General features: G+C 73.5%; 22 protein-coding genes. 14 read left to right on the forward strand and 8 right to left on the reverse strand.

Annotated elements, in window-relative coordinates; genetic code table 11:
- Positions 1–54: 54 nt before the first annotated feature.
- The 3 genes from ACIP60_RS34020 to ACIP60_RS34030 all read left to right on the forward strand — a co-directional run bounded on the left by ACIP60_RS34020 (position 55) and on the right by ACIP60_RS34030 (position 2,228).
- Positions 55–222, forward strand: coding sequence for a hypothetical protein (locus ACIP60_RS34020; protein ID WP_400692207.1), 168 nt, complete (start codon positions 55–57; stop codon positions 220–222).
- A gap of 81 nt (positions 223–303) precedes the next feature.
- The gene (locus tag ACIP60_RS34025; RefSeq protein ID WP_400692210.1) at positions 304–1,497 is read left to right on the forward strand and encodes a JmjC domain-containing protein; all 1,194 of its coding nucleotides are present in this window, start codon (positions 304–306) and stop codon (positions 1,495–1,497) included.
- Positions 1,431–2,228: an aldo/keto reductase gene (locus ACIP60_RS34030; protein WP_400692213.1), complete on the forward strand. Its 798-nt coding sequence runs from the start codon at positions 1,431–1,433 to the stop codon at positions 2,226–2,228. The genes ACIP60_RS34025 and ACIP60_RS34030 overlap by 67 nt, the downstream gene beginning before the upstream one ends.
- On the opposite strand, the gene ACIP60_RS34035 is transcribed toward ACIP60_RS34030, so the two are convergent.
- Positions 2,216–3,043, reverse strand: a complete 828-nt coding sequence (locus ACIP60_RS34035; protein WP_400692215.1) for a hypothetical protein — start codon at positions 3,041–3,043, stop codon at positions 2,216–2,218. The genes ACIP60_RS34030 and ACIP60_RS34035 overlap by 13 nt on opposite strands.
- Before the next feature lie 384 nt (positions 3,044–3,427).
- Between ACIP60_RS34035 and ACIP60_RS34040 the strand changes: the two genes are divergently transcribed.
- From ACIP60_RS34040 to ACIP60_RS34050, 3 genes are all read left to right on the forward strand, one after another.
- Positions 3,428–3,922 carry a hypothetical protein gene (locus tag ACIP60_RS34040; protein WP_400692218.1) on the forward strand — a complete coding sequence of 165 codons (495 nt, stop codon included), beginning with the start codon at positions 3,428–3,430 and terminating at the stop codon, positions 3,920–3,922.
- 277 nt (positions 3,923–4,199) lie between these two features.
- Positions 4,200–4,901, forward strand: a complete 702-nt coding sequence (locus ACIP60_RS34045) for a TetR/AcrR family transcriptional regulator (protein ID WP_400692221.1) — start codon at positions 4,200–4,202, stop codon at positions 4,899–4,901.
- 85 nt (positions 4,902–4,986) lie between these two features.
- A complete protein-coding gene (locus tag ACIP60_RS34050) occupies positions 4,987–6,201 on the forward strand; it encodes a M20 family metallopeptidase (protein WP_400692223.1) in 1,215 nt (404 codons plus the stop codon).
- 22 nt (positions 6,202–6,223) lie between these two features.
- On the opposite strand, the gene ACIP60_RS34055 is transcribed toward ACIP60_RS34050, so the two are convergent.
- Positions 6,224–7,219, reverse strand: coding sequence for an Lrp/AsnC family transcriptional regulator (locus ACIP60_RS34055; RefSeq protein ID WP_400692225.1), 996 nt, complete (start codon positions 7,217–7,219; stop codon positions 6,224–6,226).
- A 121-nt stretch (positions 7,220–7,340) separates the two neighbouring features.
- On the opposite strand from ACIP60_RS34055, the gene ACIP60_RS34060 reads away from it, so the two are divergent.
- Entirely contained in the window at positions 7,341–8,747 is a 1,407-nt protein-coding gene (locus tag ACIP60_RS34060; protein WP_400692228.1) for an MFS transporter, read from the forward strand.
- Positions 8,748–8,793: 46 nt separating this feature from the next.
- Here ACIP60_RS34060 and ACIP60_RS34065 read toward each other — a convergent pair whose 3' ends face one another.
- The 3 genes from ACIP60_RS34065 to ACIP60_RS34075 form a co-directional block, all read right to left on the reverse strand.
- Positions 8,794–9,081, reverse strand: coding sequence for a hypothetical protein (locus tag ACIP60_RS34065; RefSeq protein WP_400692231.1), 288 nt, complete (start codon positions 9,079–9,081; stop codon positions 8,794–8,796).
- A 494-nt stretch (positions 9,082–9,575) separates the two neighbouring features.
- Positions 9,576–9,773 carry a DUF397 domain-containing protein gene (locus ACIP60_RS34070; RefSeq protein ID WP_400692233.1) on the reverse strand — a complete coding sequence of 66 codons (198 nt, stop codon included), beginning with the start codon at positions 9,771–9,773 and terminating at the stop codon, positions 9,576–9,578.
- Positions 9,770–10,633, reverse strand: coding sequence for a helix-turn-helix domain-containing protein (locus tag ACIP60_RS34075; RefSeq protein ID WP_400692236.1), 864 nt, complete (start codon positions 10,631–10,633; stop codon positions 9,770–9,772). Before ACIP60_RS34075 ends, ACIP60_RS34070 begins: the two co-directional genes overlap by 4 nt.
- Before the next feature lie 279 nt (positions 10,634–10,912).
- On the opposite strand from ACIP60_RS34075, the gene ACIP60_RS34080 reads away from it, so the two are divergent.
- Positions 10,913–11,317, forward strand: a complete 405-nt coding sequence (locus ACIP60_RS34080) for an ATP-binding protein (RefSeq protein ID WP_282202031.1) — start codon at positions 10,913–10,915, stop codon at positions 11,315–11,317.
- Positions 11,318–11,336: 19 nt separating this feature from the next.
- Here the strand turns inward: ACIP60_RS34080 and ACIP60_RS34085 are convergent, their stop codons facing one another.
- The 3 genes from ACIP60_RS34085 to ACIP60_RS34095 form a co-directional block, all read right to left on the reverse strand.
- Positions 11,337–12,200, reverse strand: coding sequence for a hypothetical protein (locus tag ACIP60_RS34085; RefSeq protein WP_400692239.1), 864 nt, complete (start codon positions 12,198–12,200; stop codon positions 11,337–11,339).
- Positions 12,201–12,385: 185 nt separating this feature from the next.
- Positions 12,386–13,534 carry a metallophosphoesterase gene (locus ACIP60_RS34090; protein ID WP_400692241.1) on the reverse strand — a complete coding sequence of 383 codons (1,149 nt, stop codon included), beginning with the start codon at positions 13,532–13,534 and terminating at the stop codon, positions 12,386–12,388.
- Between the two features lie 156 nt (positions 13,535–13,690).
- A complete protein-coding gene (locus ACIP60_RS34095) occupies positions 13,691–14,848 on the reverse strand; it encodes a LacI family DNA-binding transcriptional regulator (protein ID WP_100837163.1) in 1,158 nt (385 codons plus the stop codon).
- Between the two features lie 287 nt (positions 14,849–15,135).
- On the opposite strand from ACIP60_RS34095, the gene hisC reads away from it, so the two are divergent.
- The 6 genes from hisC to ACIP60_RS34125 all read left to right on the forward strand — a co-directional run bounded on the left by hisC (position 15,136) and on the right by ACIP60_RS34125 (position 21,655).
- Positions 15,136–16,212 carry a histidinol-phosphate transaminase gene (gene hisC / locus ACIP60_RS34100; RefSeq protein ID WP_100837162.1) on the forward strand — a complete coding sequence of 359 codons (1,077 nt, stop codon included), beginning with the start codon at positions 15,136–15,138 and terminating at the stop codon, positions 16,210–16,212.
- 505 nt (positions 16,213–16,717) lie between these two features.
- Positions 16,718–18,109, forward strand: a complete 1,392-nt coding sequence (locus tag ACIP60_RS34105; RefSeq protein ID WP_400692246.1) for an efflux RND transporter periplasmic adaptor subunit — start codon at positions 16,718–16,720, stop codon at positions 18,107–18,109.
- Positions 18,109–18,888 carry an ABC transporter ATP-binding protein gene (locus tag ACIP60_RS34110; RefSeq protein WP_400692248.1) on the forward strand — a complete coding sequence of 260 codons (780 nt, stop codon included), beginning with the start codon at positions 18,109–18,111 and terminating at the stop codon, positions 18,886–18,888. The genes ACIP60_RS34105 and ACIP60_RS34110 overlap by 1 nt, the downstream gene beginning before the upstream one ends.
- On the forward strand, positions 18,885–20,087 hold the full coding sequence (locus tag ACIP60_RS34115; RefSeq protein WP_400692251.1) for an ABC transporter permease: 1,203 nt from the start codon (positions 18,885–18,887) through the stop codon (positions 20,085–20,087). The genes ACIP60_RS34110 and ACIP60_RS34115 overlap by 4 nt, the downstream gene beginning before the upstream one ends.
- A gap of 14 nt (positions 20,088–20,101) precedes the next feature.
- Positions 20,102–20,746 (forward strand): hypothetical protein, encoded by a 645-nt coding sequence (locus ACIP60_RS34120; RefSeq protein WP_400692254.1) that lies wholly within the window; start codon positions 20,102–20,104, stop codon positions 20,744–20,746.
- A 147-nt stretch (positions 20,747–20,893) separates the two neighbouring features.
- Positions 20,894–21,655 carry a response regulator transcription factor gene (locus ACIP60_RS34125; RefSeq protein ID WP_282202038.1) on the forward strand — a complete coding sequence of 254 codons (762 nt, stop codon included), beginning with the start codon at positions 20,894–20,896 and terminating at the stop codon, positions 21,653–21,655.
- Position 21,656: the final 1 nt, after the last annotated feature.

A 21,656-nucleotide genomic window follows, 5' to 3' on the forward strand; every position in this document is an offset into this window, starting at 1 on the left:
CCTCAGATCTTCCACCCGGACCCGGGTGGGAGCCCGAGAAGGAAGGAGTACCACATGGAGGACAGCAGGAAGGCGCTGCCGGAGAGGAGCGGGCTGCTGGTCGCGGTCGAGGGGTTGACCGCTGTCCAGGACCGCTACGACAGTCTCCGCTCCGACAACGCCGGATCCTCCGGCGACGCGCCGTGGCCCGGCGGTGACGGCAACCTGACCGACGTCGAGTAGGACCCGGTCACTCCCGGGGCTGGGGCCCTGCACCGTGCGGGCTCCCGCCCTCTCATCGAGCACACTCCTACGGAGGTAGCAGTGGAACACCGCCTGGTCACCGCCATCGAGACGGCGCTGAGCTGGAACAGCTCCGAGCCGATCGGCACCGGCTTCGCGCTCGGCCGGATCGAGGACGACTCGCTCCTGTCGCGCATCCTCACCCCTAACAAGCTGCTCGACATCGCCATGCGACGCAGCCTCAACCGGCCGCAGTTCCGGGCCTTCCAGAAGGGCGAGGAAGTCCACCCGGCCGTGTACTTCACCGACACCGTCAGCCCGCGCGGCCAGTCCGTCCCGATGACCAACATGCACCGCCTCGGCGACCTGCTCCGCGACGGCGCGACGCTCATCATGGACCAGGTCAACGTCTTCGACCCCACCATGGAGGCCACCTGCCGTGCCTTGCAGTGGTGGGCTCACGAGCGTGTGCAGGTGAACGCTTACCTCACCACCAACGACTCATCCGGGTTCCCGCTGCACTGGGACGACCATGACGTGATCATCGTCCAACTCTCGGGCGAGAAGGACTGGGAGGTCCGCGACACCTCCCGCACCGCGCCGATGTACCGGGACGCCGATCCCAACAACACCCCGAGCGACATCGTGATCTTCAACGGCACGCTCCGGGCCGGCGACGTCATGCACATCCCGCGCGGCCACTGGCACCAGGCCACCCGCACCGGAAGCGGCACCGGCCACAGCCTCCACGCCACGTTCGGCATCACCAAGCGCACCGGTGCCTCCTGGATGGCCTGGCTGGCTGACTGGTGCCGCGAGCAGGAGATCTTCCGACACGACCTCGACCGCGCGGGCTCCGGTAGCGGTGCGCTGGTGGAAGCCGCCACCCGCCTCGTCGGCCGGCGCGGCCCGGAAGACTTCCTCACCGCCTACGAGCAGCGGACCACTCCCGGGCGCCACGTGCCCTTCCTCGGGATCTTCGGCCCGCTCGACACCGTCGTGTGCACCGCCCACTTCCCGCCCGGGATCACGGAACGCGGGAACGCCGTGCAGGTCACGGCGGCCGGGAAGAGGCTCACCTTCGCTGCCAAGGCTCTGCCCGCCCTGCGGTTGCTGCTCAGCGGCCGACCGGTCCCGCTCGCACAGGCCGCGGCGACTGCCGGGGACGAGATCCACGAGGTTGCCGAGATCCTGATCAAGGAGGAGCTGTGCGCCCCGCTGACCGACGAACTGTCCTCGGGCTACACCGGTCTCGTCACCGACGCGATCTTCTGACCGGTGCCCTGGATCTCGGCATCACCGCACTCGACACCGCCTCGAACTACCTCAGCCACCGCTCCCACCACGCCCTCGCGACGGTCGCCGGTGACCTGCTTCCGAAGTTCTCGATCTCCACCAAGGTCGGTTGTTTCGAGGACGGGCACAGCCTCGACCCGGTGCGGTTGCGGGGCGCTGTCGAGCGGGCTGTGACGGAGCTGGGCCGCGAGCCGGACACGGTCCTCCTTCACAACCCCGAGCACTCCGCCCCGAACACCGAGACACTGATGCATGCTTGCTCGGTCCTGGCCGAGGCGGCAGCCGATGGGCGGTGCGGGGCCTGGGGGCTCTCCACCTGGGACCCGCGACCGCTGGTGGGTCTCGACCTGCCCCGGCCGGACGTCCTCATGATCCGCTCCGGTCTCCTGGTCAGCAGCGGCGTCCTCGACGCGGCCGAGGCTCTGGTGACCGGTTGGCGGCCGACAGCCGTGTGGGGCATGAGCCCCTTCGGCGGCAGTACCACTGCACACATGTGGGAGAAGATCGACCCGAGGGTGTTCCTGCGGGCACCGGACGCCACACCGATTCAGGCGGCGCTCCGAGTCGCCTTCGCCCTCCCGAAGGTGGCGGCGGTGGCTGTTGGTACCGACGACGCCGAGCACCTGCGAGAGCTGGTCGGCGCCACCACCTACGAGATCAACACTGACGTTGTCCGGGAGTACCGACGCCTTCTGCGTCAGGCCGCCTGAAGCTCCCTCACCATGTGCTCCGCCACCGTGCGGGCACCCTCACGGCGCGGGTCCTCGGGATGCGAGTACGGCCCGAGGATCTTCGCCGTGACGAACAACGTCATCAGCTTGCCGTCCCGGCTGGCGAAGTCGTCGCTTCGCTCGGCACGGACGCGGTCGGCCAGTACCGGGACCGCGAGCGAGGCGGCCCACAGTGTTGACGCGTCCAAGCCCCGGGGAGCCATCCCCCAGTCCTCCCAGTCGAAGACGCAGAACTCCGGTGCCGTCACGTTCGCCCAGTTCAGATCAGCGTGCGCCGGACGCCACTCGCTCACCCGGGTGTCGATATCCGGGAAGACCTGACGAATCGTCTGGTCCACCAGGTCCTGAGTGATCGTCTCGGTGTCCGGTGTCGCGATCCGGTTCGTGTGCTGGCCGGCGAGGGCATCGAGTGAGGCGTTGAGCCCCGCCCACCAGGCGGGGGAAAGTTCGGGTGCCTCGGCCATAACAGCGGACCCCACCGGAGTGGACGGCAGCCACTCGGTCTCATCGGCCCGCCACATCACCGGCTCGACCTCGTCCCGCCAGGCGACGCCGGCCAACCACGCGGGCTTCGCAATCCCGCTCAACGCCTCGGCCGACGGGGTGCCGTCCCCGCCCTGGACACCGATCCGGTCCAGCCCCCGCCGCTCGATGCGAATCCACGTGCCACGATCTGTGCCTGCCCCCACGGACCTGCGCTTGCGGACTACCGTGGCCCGGTCGAGCCGTGCCGCCAACGCTGCTTCAACACGCTCCAGCACCTCATCCACCGATACCCGGCGCAGATCCGTCATGGGGCGACGGTACCGATTCTCAGCAGAGTTGGGAGTCGCTTGACGGGTTCCGTTCGCCCCGGAGAACCGGGCAGCGGGGAGCCTGGACGTACGGCGGTCAGCCATCGGCCTTGACCTGTGCGCTTCGGCCTGGCGTCTGTCTGAGGTCCTACCGGCCCTGGTATGCCGCTTGTTCGTTCCTCGCGCCGCCAGCGGGGCCGTCCATAGCGGGGCGCGAGACAGGAGCGGCGGGCGGCAACGCGGCGGCGCGCGGCCCGCCTCTGGCGGTCCGCCCTTGACCGGACCGCCCTTGACCGGCGCGGTGCTCCGGTCGGTGTCGGTGTCGGTGTCGGTCGTGGCTGGTCTACTTCCGGCTGACGGACGAGCGTGTGGGGGAGGAGACCCGTGGGTGTGCTGACCGACTACTTCCGCGCGGCCGATGCGGCTTCGGTCGTGCGAGCGCTGGAGTGCGCCGACGATCGCCTGCTCGTCGGCGGCGGGGACCCGCACTTCGACGGGGTCGAGGCCAAGCGCCTGGACCCGGACCTCGTGCTGGGGGAGCTGATCGCCGCCGTCCGCCGAGTCCCCTGGACGGCCGGCCTGGTGGCCGATCGGCCGGTCTGGCCGACCACCCCGGTGCCCGGACCGGGTGGCCCGCAGGGCGAGGACGACCCCTGGGCCACGGGCCCGTGGGTGGTGGAACTCGACACCGCGGTCCGGGACACCCTGGCCGGGGTGAGTGACGCGGACGTGCCGGCGATCGTCGCCAGGTGGGTGCGGGCGGAGGAGCTCCACCCGGCCGACGTCGACGACATGCAGCCGCTGGCCGAGGAGTTGATCCGACTCGCCCGGCGCGCCCGCGCAGCCGGTGAGCAGCTCTACTGCTGGATCTGCCTGTAGGCGCCGGGAAGGTCGCACTCCGCTCCGGCCACCGCTCGAAGCCGACGCGCAGGACGGCGGCGGAGCCGGCGGTGTGGTGCGGACGCTTCATGGGGCTGGTTGTGGCAGCCGGGTCGTGCGTGCGGGACGAATCGGCTTGTACGGCAAGGGTGTTCGGTGCGAAGTGGCTGTCGCGGGCCGGGAGCGGTCGAGGTGGCGGCGGCCGTCGTGCCGGTCGTGCCTCCGGACGGTACCGATCGGTGCCGCCGTGCGCCGACCACCCACTAGCCTGGGCGACATGGCCACCCGTGCGCGCGCCCGTCTGCTCGACACCGCCGAGGCGCTGTTCTACGCCGAGGGCGTCCGGGCGGTCGGGGTGGAGCGGATCCTCGCCGAGTCCGGCGTCGGCCGGGCCTCCTTCTACCGGCACTTCACGGGGAAGGACGAGCTGGTGGTCGCCGTCCTCACCCGCCGCGACCGTGACTGGCGCGCGTGGCTGGCGGCCCGGGTCGCCGAGCTCGGGGGTCGGCCGCTCGACGTGTTCGACGCCCTGGCGGAGCGTTTCGCCAGGGCCGACTTCCGCGGGTGCGCCTTCATCAACGCCATCGTCGAGAGCGCCGATCCGGGCAGCTCCGCCCACCGGGTCGCCGTCGCGCACAAGGAGCGGGTCATCGGGTACGTCGCCGGGCTGCTCGGCGACGAGGGGTACCGGCCGGACGGGGCCGTCGGCCTGGCCCGGCGGCTGGTCCTGCTGATGGACGGCGCGATCGTCACCGCCCTGCGCGAGGGCACCCCAGCCCCCGCCGCCGAGGCCCGGGCGATCGCCGCCGCCCTGCTGGCCGCCGCCGCCACGTCCGGCGGTGCCGCATCCACCACCGCCGCACCGACCACCGCCGCACCGACCGCCGCCGCACCGACCGCCGCCGCACCGACCGCCGCCGCCGCACCGACCGCCGCCGGGCTGGAAGATCCGTGCGCGGCACCCGCCGCTCGCGGGTGATCCGTGCGTCCTGGCCGGTCGGAGGCCCGCCGGGGCGAGGATGCGGGAGAACCGTCCGCTCCCCGTCCACCCAGGAGGCGTCCCCATGCCGGCCGACGTTCACCCCCCGCTCGACGAGCTGCGCCGCGCCGCCGCCGCGCTCCACCCCGAACTCGTCGACCTGCGGCGCGCCCTGCACCGCGACCCCGAGATCGGACTCCACCTGCCCCGCACCCGGGCCCGGATCCTCGCCGCCCTCGACGGCCTCCCGCTGGAGATCACCCTCGGCGAGCGGCTCTCCTCCGTCACCGCCGTCCTGCGCGGCGCCCGCCCCGGCCCCGCCGTGCTGCTGCGCGCCGACCTCGACGGCCTGCCGGTGCAGGAGAACACCGGCCTGCCGTACGCCTCGGAGAACCCCGGCGCGATGCACGCCTGCGGCCACGACCTGCACACCGCCGCGCTGATCGGCGCGGCGAGACTGCTCGCCGCCCGCCGCGAACAGCTGTCCGGCAGCGTGGTGTTCATGTTCCAGCCCGGCGAGGAGGGCGGTGGCGGCGCGGCCCTGATGGTCGAGGACGGCGTCCTGGACGCGGCCGGTGAGCGGGTCGTCGCCGCGTACGCCCTGCACGTCGGCGCCGCGCTGCTGCCGGCCGGCTACGTGGCCGGGCGGCCCGGCCCGATCATGGCCGCCTCCGACACCCTGCGGGTGGTGGTCCGCGGTCGCGGTGGCCACGGCTCCAGCCCGCACCTGGCCACCGACCCGGTGCCCGCCGCGTGCGAGGCCGTCCTGGCCCTGCAGACCATGGTCACCCGCCGTTTCGACGCCTTCGACCCGGTCGTGCTGACCGTCGGCACCTTCCACGCGGGCACCGCGGAGAACGTCATCCCCGACGAGGCCGCCTTCGGCGCCACCGTCCGCTCCTTCTCCACCGCGGCCCGCGAGCTGGTGCTCGCCGAGGCCGTCCGGGTGGTCCGCGGCATCGGCGAGGCGCACGGCTGCCGGGTCGACGCGGTGGTCGAGCACGGCTACCCGGTGACGGCCAACGACCCGGCGGAAGCCGCGTACGCGGAGCGGACCGTCCGTCAACTGCTGGGCGAACAGAGCTACTTCGAGATGCCGCGCCCGCTGGCCGGTTCCGAGGACTTCGGTGTCCTGGCCGAGCACGTCCCCGCCGCGTACGTCATGGTCGGCGCCTGCCCCGCGGACGCCGACCCGTTGACCGCCCCCTACAACCACTCCGCCGAGGCCCGCTTCGACGACGGCGTCCTGGGCGACGCGGCGGCCCTGCTGGCGGCACTGGCGCTCGGCAGGACGCGGTGAGACCGCCGGCGGTGCCGACCGGTCAGGGCTCGATCGGGACGTAGTCCGTCCGGCGGCCGTCCGGGGTGAGGAGGTGGCCGACCAGCTTGAGGGTGCGCAGGGTGACGTGGCGGTCGCGGACCCGGATCGCCGGGTGGTGGTGGGCGAGGTCCTGTTCGATCCGGCGTAGGTCGGGGAGTTGGGGCGCGATCAGGTAGAGGGCGAGGTTCGCGGGGCCGACGGTGACGGCGCACATCCGGGTCTGCGGGAGGGTGGTGAGGCGCCGGGCGGCGTCGGGCAGGTCGGCGGGCGGGACGTCCAGCCAGAGCATCGCGCCGACCGGGTGGCCGGTGACCCGGGGCGAGGCGTCGCAGCGCAGCACCGCGCGGCCGCCGGCCCGCAGTTCGGCCAGGCGGCGGCGGACGGTGGTGGCGGGCAGACCGGTGCGGGCGGAGAGTTCGGCGTAGGGCATCCGGCCGTCCGCGCCGAGCGCCCGGATGAGCGCGAGGTCCTCCTCGACCCGCCGGTCGGCGACCGGGCGGGCCGCGCCGGGCGGCGGGGCGGCGATGGCGCGGCGCTGTTCGGCGTCGAGCGCGCCGTTGGAGAAGCGGCTGCCCTCGACCAGGGTGCGCTCGACCAGGGTGGTGCGGGTGCGCAGCACGCCGGGGACGCTGCCGAGCCGCTCCAGCAGGTAGCCGGTGAGGGCGGCGTGGTCGTACGCGGCGACGGTGAGCAGCAGGTCGGCGTCACCGGTGACGAGTTCGATGCTGGCGGTCTGCGGGTGCCGGGCGAGGGCCGCGGCGACCTCGGTGACCCGGTCGGCGGGGCAGTCGACCCGGACCAGGGCGGTCAGGCCGCGACCGATCCGGTCGGCGGAGGGGTAGCAGGTGACCCAGGCGTCGCCGTTCGCGGTCAGCCGGGCCCAGCGGCGCGACAGGGTGGCGGGGTCGACGCCGAGCGGGGCGGCCAGCCGGGACCAGGGGGCGCGCGGGTCGACCCGGAGGGCGTCGACGAGCGCCAGGTCGAGTTCGTCGATCATGGCTGATCCTTGCGCGGGGTCGGCCGCAGGAACGGATTCGTGCGCGGACGGGGCGGTGGCCTCCAGGTTAGCCATCCTTGCCGCCACCCCCACCACCCTCCGCACCCCCACGGAACCGCCGATGACCGCCACCGCCGCCCGCCCGTCCCGTCCCGCGCCGTCCTCCGCCGCGCCGTCCGCCGTGCCGCTGCTGGCCCTGGTGGAGTTCGCCAGCGGGGTGCTCCAGGGCGGGTTCCCGATCCTGCTGCCCCGGCTCGGCGAGCACCTCGACCTGCGCGCCTCGGACCTGAGCCTGGCGCTGGGCGCGGAGTTCCTGGTGTCGGGCGTCGCGGTGCCGCTGACCTCCCGGCTGGGCGACCTGTACGGGCACCGCCGACTGCTGCGCGCCACCGTCCTGCTGACCCTGCTGGGCTTCACGGTCACCGCGCTCGCACCGGACCTGCCGGTGCTGCTGGCGGGCCGGGCGCTGTCCGGCTTCCTGGCCTGCTGGCTGCCGCTGGAGTTCGCCGTCCTGCGCGACCGCCTCGGCGAGGAGCGCGGCGGCCGGGCGGTCGGGCCGCTGGTGGGCGCGCTGACGGTCGGCTCGACGCTGGGCGCGCTCGCGGTCGGCGGCCTGGGCGCCGACCCGGCGGCCACCCGGCCGCTGCTGTGGGCGCTGGCGGCGCTGCCGCTGCTGGCCCTGCCGGTGGTGTGGCGGCTGGTCCCGGAGTCGGAGACCCGGGCGGCGGGCCGGATCGACTGGGCGGGCGCGGGCCTGCTCTCGCTGGGCCTGACCCTGCTGCTGGCGGGCCTGGGCGCGAGCGGGGTGCTGCCGGGCGCGGTGGTGCTGCCGCTGCTGGCGGCGGGGGCGCTGCTGCTGGCGCTGTTCGTCCGGCAGGAACTGCGCGCCGCCGAGCCGATGGTGGACGTCCGGCTGCTGGCCCGGCGGGCCACCGCGCCGGTGTTCGGGCTGAGCTTCCTGCTGGGCTGCGCGCTGTACGGGGCGCAGGGGCCGACGCTGGCGTTCCAGGCGGCGGAGCCCGCGGAGACCGGCTACGGGCTGGGCGCGGTGCCGCTGGTGCTCGGCCTGCTGGTGCTGCCGCAGACGGTGGCGGCGACCCTGGGCGCGGTGACGGCCCACCGGCTGGTCCGCCGCCACGACGCCCCCGCCGTGCTCGGCTCCGGTTTCGCGCTGTGCGCCGCGGGCTACGGGACGATCGCGCTCGGGCACGCGGCGGCCTGGCAGTTCGTGCTGGGCGGCGCGCTGGCCGGGTACGGGGCCGGGCTGGGGCTGAGCCTGCTGCCGGCCCTGCTGATGCGGCGCCTGCCGGCCGACCAGACCGGCATCGGGACGGGCGTGTACAACACCCTGAAGTCGCTGGCGGGCGCGGCGGCGGGCGTGGTCGCGGCGGCGGTGCTGGACCACCTGGTGCTGCGCGCCGAGGTGCCCGCGGAGGGCGCGTACACCCTGGTCTGGACGGGCTGCGCCGTGCTGTGCGCGCTGGGCGTGCCGGTGGCGCTGGCCCTGCGGGCGCCGCGCGGCCGGTGACCGGGCCGCGCGGCCGGTGACCGGGCCGCGCGGCCGGTGACCCGGATCAGGCGGTCGACCGGTGCGCGGCCGGTACGGGGTTCAGCGGCCGGTTCGGGTCCGCGCACAGGACGCGCCCGCCCAGCACCCCGTCCAGCCGGCCGGACTTGACGGCGTCGCACAGGTCGGCCCACTCGTCGGGCGGGAGGACGAGCAGGCGGCGCCGGCGGTCGGCGGCCAGCGTCAGGAAGACGCCGTCGCTGGACTGGGCCAGCAGCAGGCCCTGCGGGTCCTCACCGACGGCGTACCACAGCAGGGTGGGGTGATCGGCCGAGTAGTGGTCGACGAGTTTCAATCCGTTGGCACCTTGTCCTCGGAGGCCCGGTCGACCTCGGCCCAGATCCTTTCCCAGCCGGCCCCGGTGCTGTGTCCGAACCGGTCGCCCCGGGAGAGGACCCGGAGCAGCGCCGCCGTCAGTTCGGCTGACGCGGCGGACGATTCGATCCGGAGGGTCACCCGGACGACCCCGCCCCTCAACCGCACCGAGGCGGCGGGACGCCCGCTCAACCCGTGCAGGGCGTCGGCGATCCACTGGACCCGGAGACCGGCGGAACTCCCTTGGCGTGTCACGGTGTTCGGACCTGGCGGAGCAGGAGACCGCGTCCCGTTCCGGGACGGGCCGGAGGTGGGGCCCATCGAAGACATGGCTGCGCTCCGACTCATCGGCGGCCCGGCTGGCTGCGATGGCCGTAACCGTAGACCTACTCTCCGTTGAGTAGCAAGAGTGCTCCATAAATGGGACAAGCCCCCGCCGGGCGGGCGGGGGCTGGCGGCGGAGCGGGCCGGGCGCTACGCGGAGAAGTCGCCGTGGTGGTCGAACTCGCCGGCCCGGGCTCCCTTGAGGAAGGCGGCGAACTTCCGCGGGGTCGTACGGATCACGACGTCGCCGGTGTCGGACTCGCGCACCTCGACCACCCCGTCCACGGTGCGGACCTCGACGCACTCGTGGGAGTTCCCGCTGAAGGTGGACTTCTGCCAGTTGTTCATCGTGCCTTGCCTTTCAGTTCCTTTGCGATGCGGTGGATGAAGTCCCGGGACTCCTGCGGGGAGAGCGCGACCTCCGCCACCTCGGCGATCATCTTGCGGTAGGCGTTCAGATCGGCCTCGGCATGGATGAACAGGGTCCTGTGGGTGAGGTCGACCTGCACCGTGTCCAGTTCGGGGACGACGCCGGTGATCAGGCGCAGGTCCTCCGCCTGTCCCGGGAAGGTGTCCACGTCGAACGGGACCACCCGGACCGTGATGTTGGGGCGTTCGGAGTCCTCCAGCAGGCTGTCGAGCTGCGCCCGGAGCACTGCGGGGCCGCCGAACCGCATCCGCAGCGCGGCTTCGTGGATGAAGGCCGTGCAGGGCTTCTCCCCGCCCACGCTCATGCTCTGCCGCTGGATCCGGAACGCCGTGCGGAGGTCGATCTCGTGGCGGGGGAGCGACGGCCTGGCCCGGGCGAAGATGGCACCGGCGTACGCGACGGTCTGCAGGAGCCCCGGGACGTACGTGATCGCCCAGGACACGGAACCGCCGGAGTGCCACTCCATCTCGGCGGTGTCGAGGAACCCCGCCGACAGCTTGCCCCGGTACTCGTCCCACCAGTGCCTTCCGCGGTCCTGCGCCATGGTGACCAGGGCGTCGACCAGCCGGGAGTTGTCGCACTTGCTGGCGGCCGCCCAGGAGCGGAGCCGCTCGGCGCTGATGCCCGCCTTGCCCGACTCCATCTGGGAGATCTTGGGCGGGTCGGTGCCCAGCGCCGCCGCCATGGCCTGCGGGGTCATGTCCGCCTGCGTGCGCATCTTGCGGAGTTCGATGCCCAGCCGCTGCTGGCGCACGGTAGGTGACATTCGGGGTGGCATGCGTCCCTCTCCTGGCGGGTGGTGCCAGTGTGCCGCACCGCCTCGGAGCGGGTCCACCTCGATAAAAGGCGGTGGAGCGGCTACCCCCCGTAAGAGTGAATCGAATATCGGGTAGGTAGCAAGATTTGCCCCCGCTGCCCTACGGTGTCCCTGCGTCACCCACTGACCTCCTGTCAGCGCGGTTCGAAGCGCACCTCGGCCACGCCCGCGCGTCGGCCGGAAGGCAGGCCACGGACCGCAGTCGGTGAGCTCACGGACACCAGGGGACTGGAGCCTGCCATGCTCGAAACACCCGTACCACTGCCGCCGGACGACGCGCACTTCCGGTTCGACCTGCACCCGCCGCCGGCTCCGGCCGGGATCGGGATCACCAGGCGGCTGCTGCGGGACGCCCTGCGGGCGCTCGGCCGTGACGACTGGGCGGCCTGCCTGGTCCTGTCCGAACTGCTGACCAACGCGGTTCGCCACGGGGGTGCGCCGACGGTGCTCATCGAGCTGCGGGCGGGCCGGCTCCTGATCACGGTGTCCGACCCCTCCGCCGTGCTGCCCCGCCGACGCGACCCCGGGCCGGAGGAGGGCGAGGGCGGGCGGGGGCTCGGGCTGGTGGCGGACCTGGCGGTCGACTGGGGCGTCGAGCCGATGGGGCGGTACGGGAAGGCGGTCTGGGCCGAGGTGGCGGCCTGACCCGGGCCCGTCGGCGGGGTCAGACCTCGTTGGGGCCGGTGAAGCCGGGGCCGTCGGAGCGCGGGCGGCCCCGGTCGTCGGTGAGGCCCTCGGGGCCGGGGCTGGTGAAGTCGGGGGAGGAGTAGCCGGGTCCGGTGAACTCGGCCGCGCGCGGGCGGCCCCGGTCGTCGGTCAGCCCTTCGGCGCCGGGGCTGCTGAAGCCGGGGCTGGAGTACGCGGCGCTGCTGTAGCCGGGGCTGTGCAGGTCGGGCGGGGCGGTGCGGGCGGACGGGAGCGGGGCGGACGCGGGGGCGGCGGTCAGGTTGGCGTGCAGCCAGGGCAGCAGGGCGCGTTCGCGCAGCGCGGTGCGCCAGGTCTCGCGGGCCTCGGCGAGGTCGGCGTGCTGCTGGGGGTCGGCGTTGCCGGGGGCGGCGGAGGAGTTGCGCAGGGCGGTGAGGACGAGTCCGGCGCCGCCGATGAGCAGGGCGCCGGCCGCGACGGCGAGGGCCAGGACGCCGGCGGTGACGGTGGAGCGGCCGAGCACCAGGTCGGGTGCGGCGGCCCGCAGCAGCCAGCCGAGCAGCAGCAGGACGAGTCCGGCGGCGCCGGCCAGCACGGGCGTGAGCACGGTCAGGACGGGGAACAGCCCGGCCCCGGCGGGCGGCGCGGTGCCCGGGTGCTCGGCGAGCGCGGTGCGCAGCGCCAGGTAGTGGGCGTACTCGGGTGCGGCGGGTGCGGCGACGCGGTCGGCGTCGGCGAGCGCCTTGGTGTGGAGCTGTTCGGCGGTGAGGTGGACGCCTGGTTCGGCGAGGGCCCGGCGTACGCCGGTGTCGCGCAGCACTTCGCCGAGCAGGCGCGCGAAGTCGGCGCGGTCCTCGGCGAGCAGGCGCGGGGGGTTGCTCATGGGAGGGGTACCCCGTTCCGCGAGGTCGACTGAGGTCAGTGGCCTCGATGGTAGGGGTGCGCGGGAGCGGGCCGACAGCCTCTTTCCGGAACTTCCGTTCCTTCAGCCCCCTTGTCGGAACGCCCGGTTGACGTTCGGCTGTTCAGCGGCTCGGCCGGTCGGCAGTGCGCCGGTCCGACCCGGGGTCAGTTCAGCGGCAGCCGGGCGACCAGCAGCCGTCCGTCCATGGTCACGCCGCCGTCCATCGCGATGGCCAGCTCGTCGGCGTAGATGTAGGGGCCGGGGACGTGCGGCGGGGTGCCGTCCTCGGGCTGGTCGCCGGTGAGGTACGGGATCGGGCTGTGGCCGTGGACGACCCGGTAGCCGCCGTAGACGGCGAGCAGTTCCTGGGCGGCCATGGTGCCGGCCTGGCCGCGGAAGGCGAAGCGTTTGGTGAACTTGCGGAAGGCGTCCCACCACTCGTCGATGCCCTCGTCGGCGAGCAGGGCGTGCACGGCGTCGTTGACGTCGGCGATGGTCTCGCCGTACTCCAGGTACGCGGTGGTGTCGGAGTGCAGCAGCAGGTGGCCGTCCTCCAGGGCCATCGCGGGCAGCCGGGACAGCCAGCTGACGTGGTGCGGCTGCAGGCGCTCCAGGTCGTGCTGCTGGCCGCCGTTGAGCCGCCAGGCGGCGAGGAAGGAGGCGGTGCCGGCGGTGGACTGGACGGCCTCGTCGCCGTAGCGGGAGGCGCCGAGGAAGAGCAGTTCGTGGTTGCCCATCAGGGCGCGGCAGTAGCCGCCGGCCGCGGCGGCCTCGGCGGCGAGCTGCATGACCAGGTCGATCACGCCGATGCCGTCGGGGCCGCGGTCGGTGAAGTCGCCGAGGAACCAGACCCGGGAGCGGCCGGCCGACCAGTGGCCCTCGGTGTCGATCAGGCCCTGCTGGTGGAGGGCGGCGAGCAGTTCGTCGAGGTAGCCGTGCACGTCGCCGATGACGAACAGCGGGCCGGGGCCCTCGCCGGGCTCGGGCTGCGGGTACGGGAAGTGCACCTCGACCGGCTGGGTGTCGATCGGCGGGCCGAGCTCGATGGTCGGCGGGTCCTCGTGCGGGGCCTGCCCGGTGGGCGCGTAGTGCCCGGGGACGGGGGGTGCGTCGGCGCCGAACTGGCTTGCGGGGGCCCAGTGCTGTTCCAGGTAGCGGGCGCCGCCGAAGGTGCTGTACGTCTCCTCGTACGGGTAGCCGGCGGGTTCGGCCGGTTCGAAGTAGGAGCCCTGCGGGAGCACGTCGAGGTCCTGGCGGGGGCGGGGGCCCGAGTGCGGGTGCTCGGGTTCGCGGAAGAGGTCCTCGGGTGTCATTCGCCCATCATAGGAAGCGCACTCTCCTGCCGTCCTCACCTGGTCGGTATCCGATTTCCGTGGACCCGCCCGCCCCGCCCCGCGGCGGCCGTCCGGCCGGTCCGGTACGTCCCGTTCGGGGTGGGTATCGACCGGTGCGGGAGGGCGGTCCGGCGCCTACACCTCGCCCGGCGGCCGGGGCGGACTGACGGTGGTGCGCGGGGTGCGGCGCTGCGAGGAGGCCCGGACGATCAGTTCGGTGGGCATCAGGGTGCCGGGCGGCGGGCCGGTGCCGGCGGTGCGGTAGCGGGGCGGGAAGAGCCGGCCGGGGGCGGTGCCGGTGCCGGCGTCGACCCCCTCGATCGCGTCGATCAGCAGGTTGACCACGGTGGTGCCGATCCGACGGGGTTTCAGCGACAGCGTGGTGATGGGCGGTTCGGTGTTGGCGTACACGTCGGACTCGCTGCAGCACACCAGCAGCAGGTCGTCCGGGACGCGCAGCCCGTAGCGCCGGGCGGCGGCCAGCAGGTCGGTGCCGTTCGGGTCGAACAGGCCGTACACCGCGTCCGGGCGGTCCGGGCGGGCCAGCAGCCGGTCGGCGGCCACCGCCCCGGCGGCCGGGTCGTGGGCCGGGTACGCCTCGTACACCGGCTCCTGGCCGACCCGGTCGCACCAGGCGAGGTACGCCTCGGTGGAGAGCCGGGTGTAGGTGTCGGTGGAGGTGCCGGTGAGCAGGCCGATCCGGCGGGCGCCGGCCTCGCTCAGGTGCTCCAGGATGCCCAGCACGGCGGCCTCGTGGTCGTTGTCGACCCAGGCGGTGACCGGGCAGTTGCCCGGCTTGCCGTCGGAGACCACCGGGACGCCGGACCGGTACAGCTCGGTGACCAGCGGGTCCTGGTCGGGCGGGTCGATCACCACCGTGCCGTCGAGCGCGATGTTGCTCCAGACGTCGTGCCGGGAGGAGGCGGGCAGCACGACCAGGGCGTAGCCGCGGCCCAGCGCGGCGCTGGTGGCGGCCCGGGCCATCTCGGCGAAGTAGGCGAACTCGGTGAAGGTGAACGGCTCTTCGCCGTACGTGGTGACGGTCAGGCCGATCAGGCCGGACCGCCCGGTGCGCAGGGTGCGGGCGGCCGCGGACGGCCGGTAGCCGAGCCGCTCGGCGACCTCGCGGACCCGGCTGCGGGTCTCGTCGGGGAGTCGGCCCTTGCCGTTCAGGGCGTCCGAGACGGTGGTGATGGACACGCCGGCGGCCGCCGCGACGTCCCGGATGCCGGCCCGCTCCAGGCGCCGGGACGCGGTGGCCCGTCGACCGTTCTGGTTGGCTGCTGCTGTCATGGCGGACCGATCGTATGGCGCATGACGGCGTTCCGTGACCGCTTCGCTACCGGACGTTGGAGATACGTTTCTCCATGAACGGCTCCGGTGAACGCCCTTCGATCACCGCCGTTTTCCGGCCCGGATACCTCTGACATGTGCCAAAGGAACCCGGCAGAATGGCTGAACTGCACCCGTAACCCGGACGAGCATCTCACCCGCACGGGTGAGGGCGGTCGGTATCGTTCACGGCACCCGACCGGGGGCGGAACGTCGCCACCGCCGAGGAACAAGAAACGGAGAACCCCGTGGTTCAGCGCGAACACGGCCCCCGCCTGCGGTCCAGCCTGGACGGCATCCCCAGCTACAAGCCGGGCAAGCCCGCCGGAGCCGACGCCTTCAAGCTCTCCTCCAACGAGAACCCCTACCCGCCGCTGCCCGGCGTGCTGGAAGCCGCGATCGCCGCCGCGGGCGACTTCAACCGCTACCCCGACATGGCGGTCAGCGGCCTGGTCGCCGAACTCGCCGAGCGCTTCGGCGTCCCCGCCGAGCACGTCGCCACCGGCACCGGCTCGGTCGGCGTCGCCCAGTCCCTGGTGCTCTCCACGGCCGGCCCCGGCGAGGAGGTCGTCTTCGCCTGGCGCTCGTTCGAGGCGTACCCGATCATCACCCAGGTCGCCGGCGCCACCCCCGTGCCCGTCCCGCTGACCGCCGACGAGGCCCACGACCTCGACGCGATGCTCGCCGCGATCACCGACCGCACCCGGCTGGTCTTCGTCTGCAACCCCAACAACCCGACCGGCGCGGCCCTGCACCGCGAGGAGCTGGTCCGCTTCCTGGACGCCGTCCCGGCGCACGTCCTGGTGGTGCTGGACGAGGCGTACCGCGAGTTCATCCGCGACGCCGACGTCCCCGACGGCATCGAGCTCTACCGCGACCGCCCCAACGTCTGCGTGCTGCGCACCTTCTCCAAGGCGTACGGCCTGGCCGGCCTGCGGGTCGGCTTCGCCATCGCCCACGAGCCGGTCGCCGACGCGCTGCGCAAGACCGCCGTCCCGTTCGGCGTCAGCCAGCTCGCCCAGGACGCCGCGGTCGCCTCGCTGCGCGCCGAGGACGCCCTGCTGGAGCGGGTCGAGGACCTGGTCGCCGAGCGCACCCGGGTCACCGCCGCGCTGCGCGCCCAGGGCTGGACGGTCGTCGACTCCGAGGCCAACTTCGTCTGGCTGCGCCTGGGCGACCGCACCCTCGACTTCGCCGCCGCCTGCGCCGAGGCCGGTGTGGTGGTCCGCCCGTTCGCGGGCGAGGGCGTGCGGGTCTCGATCGGCGAGGTCAGGGGCAACGACCTCTTCCTGGCCGCCGCGGAGGCGTTCCGCAAGGAACTCTGAGCGGTCGTCAGGCTGCCCGGCGGGCAGCGCTGTCGCCCGCCCCGGCCGGATGGAAGGACTCCCCGCGGCCCGCGCACCACGCACCGCGGGGAGGGCCCGGGTGGGCCGGCCCGGCCGCCACCGCCCGGTGCGACATCCGGCCGGGGCGGTCGAGGCGCCGGCCCACCGGGAGTCCGGCGGGTCGGGGGCGGTCGTGCGCGCGCTCCCCGGGCACGTGCACTTCGACCGGCAGGCGTACCCCGACCGCTTCGCGGGCAGGCTCACCGGCCGAGCCCGGTTCCGTCCCGTCCGGTGGCCCGGTCCCGCCGTACCGGGCGCCCGCGTGAAGCACTGACGGGACTTTGCTGGGAGGTCGCCGGGAGTCCGGTCAAGAGCTGGGGGTCGACGGGTAGGGCACCGGGCCCCGGGCGGGAGGTGTGCGGGCGTTTGTCCGGATCACCGCGCACAGCCCGCTCCCAGGATTCGCCCAGGGCGGCGCAAGAGCACCCGACGATGCTTCTGCGCCATGAAGGTGCTTCCGCGACGGCGTGGGGCCGTCCTCGTCAATTCCGCGCTCGGCGTGGCCCTGCTCGGCGGGGTCGCCCTGGCGTACGTCAACCTGGACAGCGGCACCAGCAAGGCCGCCACCAGTTCCAGGGTCAGGACCGCCACGGTCAGCAAGGGAACGGTCCAGGCCACCGTGTCCGGATCGGGCACGCTGTTCTCGCCCTCCGACGCCGGGCAGGACTTCACCACCGGCGGCAAGCTCACCGCGGTGAAGGTCGCGGTCGGCGACGCGGTGAAGAAGGGCCAGGTGCTCGCCACCGTCGACACCGCCGCCGCCCAGCAGCAGGTCGACCAGGCGCAGGCCGCGCTCAACACGGCCGAGGCCAACCTGACCAAGGCCGAGGCGGGCGAGACGGTCACCACCACGGTGGCCGGCTCCTCGAACTCCGGCCGCAGCACCGGCTCGGGCGGCTCCGCCGCCTCCGGCGGTTCCGGCGCGGGCGCCCAGAGCGCCCCGCAGCCGACCACCACGACCACCGTCAAGGTCGACCAGGCGCAGGTGGCCTCCGCCCAGCAGCAGGTCGACAACGCCGAGGCGACGCTCACCAACGCCAAGGACGCGCTGGCCGGCACCACGCTCACCGCGACCACCGACGGCACCGTCGCCTCGATCTCCGGCAAGGTCGGCGACACCGTCTCCGGCACCGGCTCCTCGGGCGCGTCGAGCTCCTCGGGCGGCTCCTCCTCCGGCTCCTCGTCCGGCGCCAAGACCACCACCGGCAGCGGCACTTCGGGCACCACCCCGTCCGGCTTCATCGTGCTGACCAACCCGACCGGGATGGAGGTCACCGCGAACTTCTCCGAGCTGGACTCGCTCAAGCTGAAGAAGGGCCAGGCGGCGACCGTCACCCTGAACGCGCAGTCCGACACCAAGCTGGACGCCACCGTCCTGTCGGTCAGCTCGCTGCCCTCCAGCTCCACCAACGGCGCCGTGCAGTACGGCGCGACGCTCCAGATCGGCGGCGACACCTCGACCCTGCGCACCGGCCTGAGCGCCACCATCTCGGTGACCACCGGCTCCGCCGAGGACGCCCTGTCGGTGCCCACCGCGGCCCTCCAGGGCACCGGCAGCAGCCGCACCGCGACCGTGGTGCACGACGACGGCAGCACCGAGCGGGTGCAGGTCGCCGTCGGCATCGAGGGTGACAGCACCGTGCAGGTCACCGAGGGCCTGACCGAGGGCGAGAAGGTCGAGCTGACCTCCACCACCGCGGGCACCGGCAACGGCTTCCCGTCCGGCCAGTTCCCCGGCCTGGGCAGCGGCGCGGCCGGCGGCTTCGGCGGCACGGCGGGCGGCTTCGGCGGCACCGGCGGCACCCGCAGCGGCGGCGGCGCCGGAGGCACCCGCTGATGCGCACCGCCAAGCCCCCGGTGATCCAGATCCGCCGGGTCACCAAGTCGTACGGCCACGGCGACGCCGTCGTGCACGCCCTGCGCGGGCCGATGACCGGCGGCGGCGAGCCGCTCGGCGTCGACCTGGACATCGCGGAGGGCGACTACGTCGCGGTGATGGGCTCCTCCGGCTCCGGCAAGTCGACCCTGATGAACATCCTCGGCTGCCTGGACGTGCCCAGCTCCGGCCGCTACCTGCTGGACGGCACCGACGTCGGCCACCTCGACGAGGGCCAGCTCTCGCTGGTCCGCAACCGCAAGATCGGCTTCGTGTTCCAGTCGTTCAACCTGGTGCCCCGCACCACCGCGCTGGCCCAGGTCGAGCTGCCGCTGGCCTACGCGGGCGTCCGGGCCGCCGAGCGGCGCCGCCGGGCGATGGCCGCGCTCAGCCTGGTCGGCTTGGCCGAGCGGGCCGGGCACAAGCCCAACCAGCTCTCCGGCGGCCAGCAGCAGCGCGTCGCGGTGGCCCGGGCGCTGGTCACCGCGCCCGCGATGCTGCTGGCCGACGAGCCCACCGGCAACCTCGACAGCCGCTCCACCGAGGAGGTGCTGGGCATCATCGACGGGCTCAACGCGCTCGGCCGCACCGTGGTGGTGATCACCCACGAGGACGAGGTCGCGCTGCACGCCAAGCGGGTGGTCCGGCTGGTCGACGGGGCGATCGTCTCCGACGTCCGGCAGGCCCCGGTCGACGGGCCGCCGCCCGCGCTGGCCGCCGCCGCGGGGGTGGTCGCGTGATCGCCTGGCAGATGCTCCGCTTCGCGGTGGCCGGCCTGGCCGCCAACAAGGTCCGCTCCGCGCTGACCATGCTCGGCGTGCTGATCGGCGTGGCCTCGGTGATCCTGCTGCTCGCGGTCGGCAACGGCTCCTCGGCGGCGGTCAAGGACTCGATCACCTCGCTCGGCACCAACTCGCTGACCGTCTCCTCCGCCGCCTCGCGCGGCGCGGCGACCGCCGCCAAGAAGCTCACCGTGGACGACGCCAAGGCGCTCGCCTCGGCCACCGACGCCCCGTCCATCAAGTCGGTCGCCCCGGTGGTCACCACCAGCGGCACCGCGCTGTACGGGAACGTCTCGTACCAGCCCGGCCAGATCGTCGGCACCTACCCCGCCTACTTCGAGACCTCCAACCTGAAGGTCGACAAGGGCGACTACTTCTCCGCCGACGACGTGCTGAACTCCCGCAAGGTCGCGGTGCTCGGCTCGACCACCGCCAAGGAGCTGTTCGCGAACGAGGACCCGGTCGGCAAGAAGATCACCATCGGCGGCACCCCGTTCACCGTGGTCGGCGTGCTCGCCACCAAGGGCTCCAGCGGCTTCAACGACCCCGACGACGTGGTGGTCGCCCCGCTGCCGACCGTGCAGAACGCGTTCACCGGCTTCGGCTCGGTCAACCAGATCCTGGTGCAGGCCAGCTCCGCCGAGGCCACCACCGAGGCGCAGTCCGACATCACCCGCATCCTGATGGGCACCCACGCCATCAAGGACGCCACCAAGGCCGACTTCCGGATCAGCAACCAGACCTCGCTGCTGAGCGCCCGCGAGTCCACCGGCAAGACCTTCACCGTCCTGCTCGGCGCGGTCGCCGCGATCTCGCTGCTGGTCGGCGGCATCGGCATCACCAACATCATGCTGGTGACGGTCACCGAGCGGACCAAGGAGATCGGCATCCGCAAGGCGCTCGGCGCGCCCCGCGCGGTCATCCTCGGCCAGTTCCTCGCCGAGTCGACCCTGCTGTCGGTGATCGGCGCCGGGCTCGGCGTGCTGGCCGGGATCGTCGGCTCGCACTTCTCGGTGGTCGGCATCAAGCCGGTGGTGATCCCCGAGTCGGTGTTCGGCGCGTTCGGCATCGCCGTCGCCATCGGACTGTTCTTCGGCAGCTACCCCGCCAACCGGGCCGCCTCGCTGCGCCCGATCGACGCCCTCCGGCACGAGTAGAAGGAGACTCCCCCATGTCTGACGACCAGGAGCTGCTGGCCACCGCGCCGGACGCCCGCGACATCACCGCCGAGCTGGCCGCGCCACCGCGCCGCAAGCTCCCCTGGCCGACCCTGGCGCTGGCCGGCTGCGTCATCGCGGTGCTCTCCTTCGCGGGCGGCGTCTGGTACCAGAAGGACAACGGCACCGGCGGCGGCACCGCCGCCAACCGGGCGGGCGCCTCGAACGAGCGCTTCCCCGGCGGCGGCACCGGCCGCGGCGGCTACGGCGGCGGGTACGGCGGCGGCCAGAACGGCCAGGCCGGCGGCACCGGCCAGTTCCCCGGCGGCGCGGCGGCCGGCTTCACCCGCGGCACCGTGAAGTCGGTGGACGGCACCACCGTCTACCTGACCGAGGCCAACGGCACCACCGTCAAGGTCACCACCCAGGACTCCACCAAGGTCACCACCACCAAGGAGGGCAAGGTCGGCGACCTCCAGCCCGGCCAGACCGTCACCGTGACCGGCAGCAAGGCCGACGACGGCTCCTACAACGCCACCCAGCTCACCGAGGGCAGCGCGGTGGGCGGCTTCGGCGGCGCCCGGGGCGGCGGTAACGGCACGGCCACCGGCGGTGGCAACGGCGGAGGATCCGGTACCGGTTCGGGCACGAGCGGATGACTAATCCAATCTTCATTCACTTTGCGTAGCCTGGCCGGGCTAGGGTCTGTCCGACGGTGTCCGTTCGGTCGAACCCCGGCGGGCACCGCGGACAGGCCCCGTGGTGTCCGGGGTGGCCCATTCGTCCGGCCGGGAGGCGGAGCAATCGTGTCAGGCGCAGTGCAGTCGAACCCGGCCGCGGCGACCCAGGTCGGCGGCGAGCCGTTCCTGCTGGTGGTCGACGACGAGCCGAACATCCGCGAGCTGCTCTCGGCCAGCCTGCGGTTCTCCGGCTTCCGGGTGGCCTCCGCCGCCACCGGCCAGGAGGCCCTGGACGCGGTCGCCGCCGAGCGCCCCGACCTGGTCGTCCTGGACGTGATGCTGCCCGACCTGGACGGCTTCACCGTGGTGCAGCGGCTGCGCGACCAGACCCAGTGGCCGCAGAGCCCCGAGCACGTCCCGGTGCTGTTCCTGACCGCCAAGGACGGCACCGGCGACAAGGTGCAGGGCCTGGCGGTCGGCGCCGACGACTACGTCACCAAGCCGTTCAGCCTGGAGGAGCTGATCGCCCGGATCCGGGCGATCCTGCGCCGGGCCGGCGGCCCGGCCGACGACGGCCGCCTGGTGGTGGCCGACCTCACCCTGGACCCGACCGCGCACGAGGTGACCCGCGGCGGCGTCCCGGTCTCGCTCTCGCCCACCGAGTTCAAGCTGCTGCACTACCTGATGGCCAACGTCGGTCGGGTGGTCTCCAAGGCGCAGATCCTCGACCACGTGTGGGCCTACGACTTCGGCGGCGACCTGTCCATCGTCGAGTCGTACATCTCCTACCTGCGCCGCAAGCTCGACTCCGGCCCGGTGCACGGCCCCAAGCTGATCCACACGGTGCGCGGCATCGGCTACGCGCTGCGCCGCCCGCCGAACAGCTGAG

Origin of the sequence: Kitasatospora sp. NPDC088783 (assembly GCF_044750705.1) — a bacterium.
Classification (GTDB): Bacteria; Actinomycetota; Actinomycetes; order Streptomycetales; family Streptomycetaceae; genus Kitasatospora; species Kitasatospora fiedleri.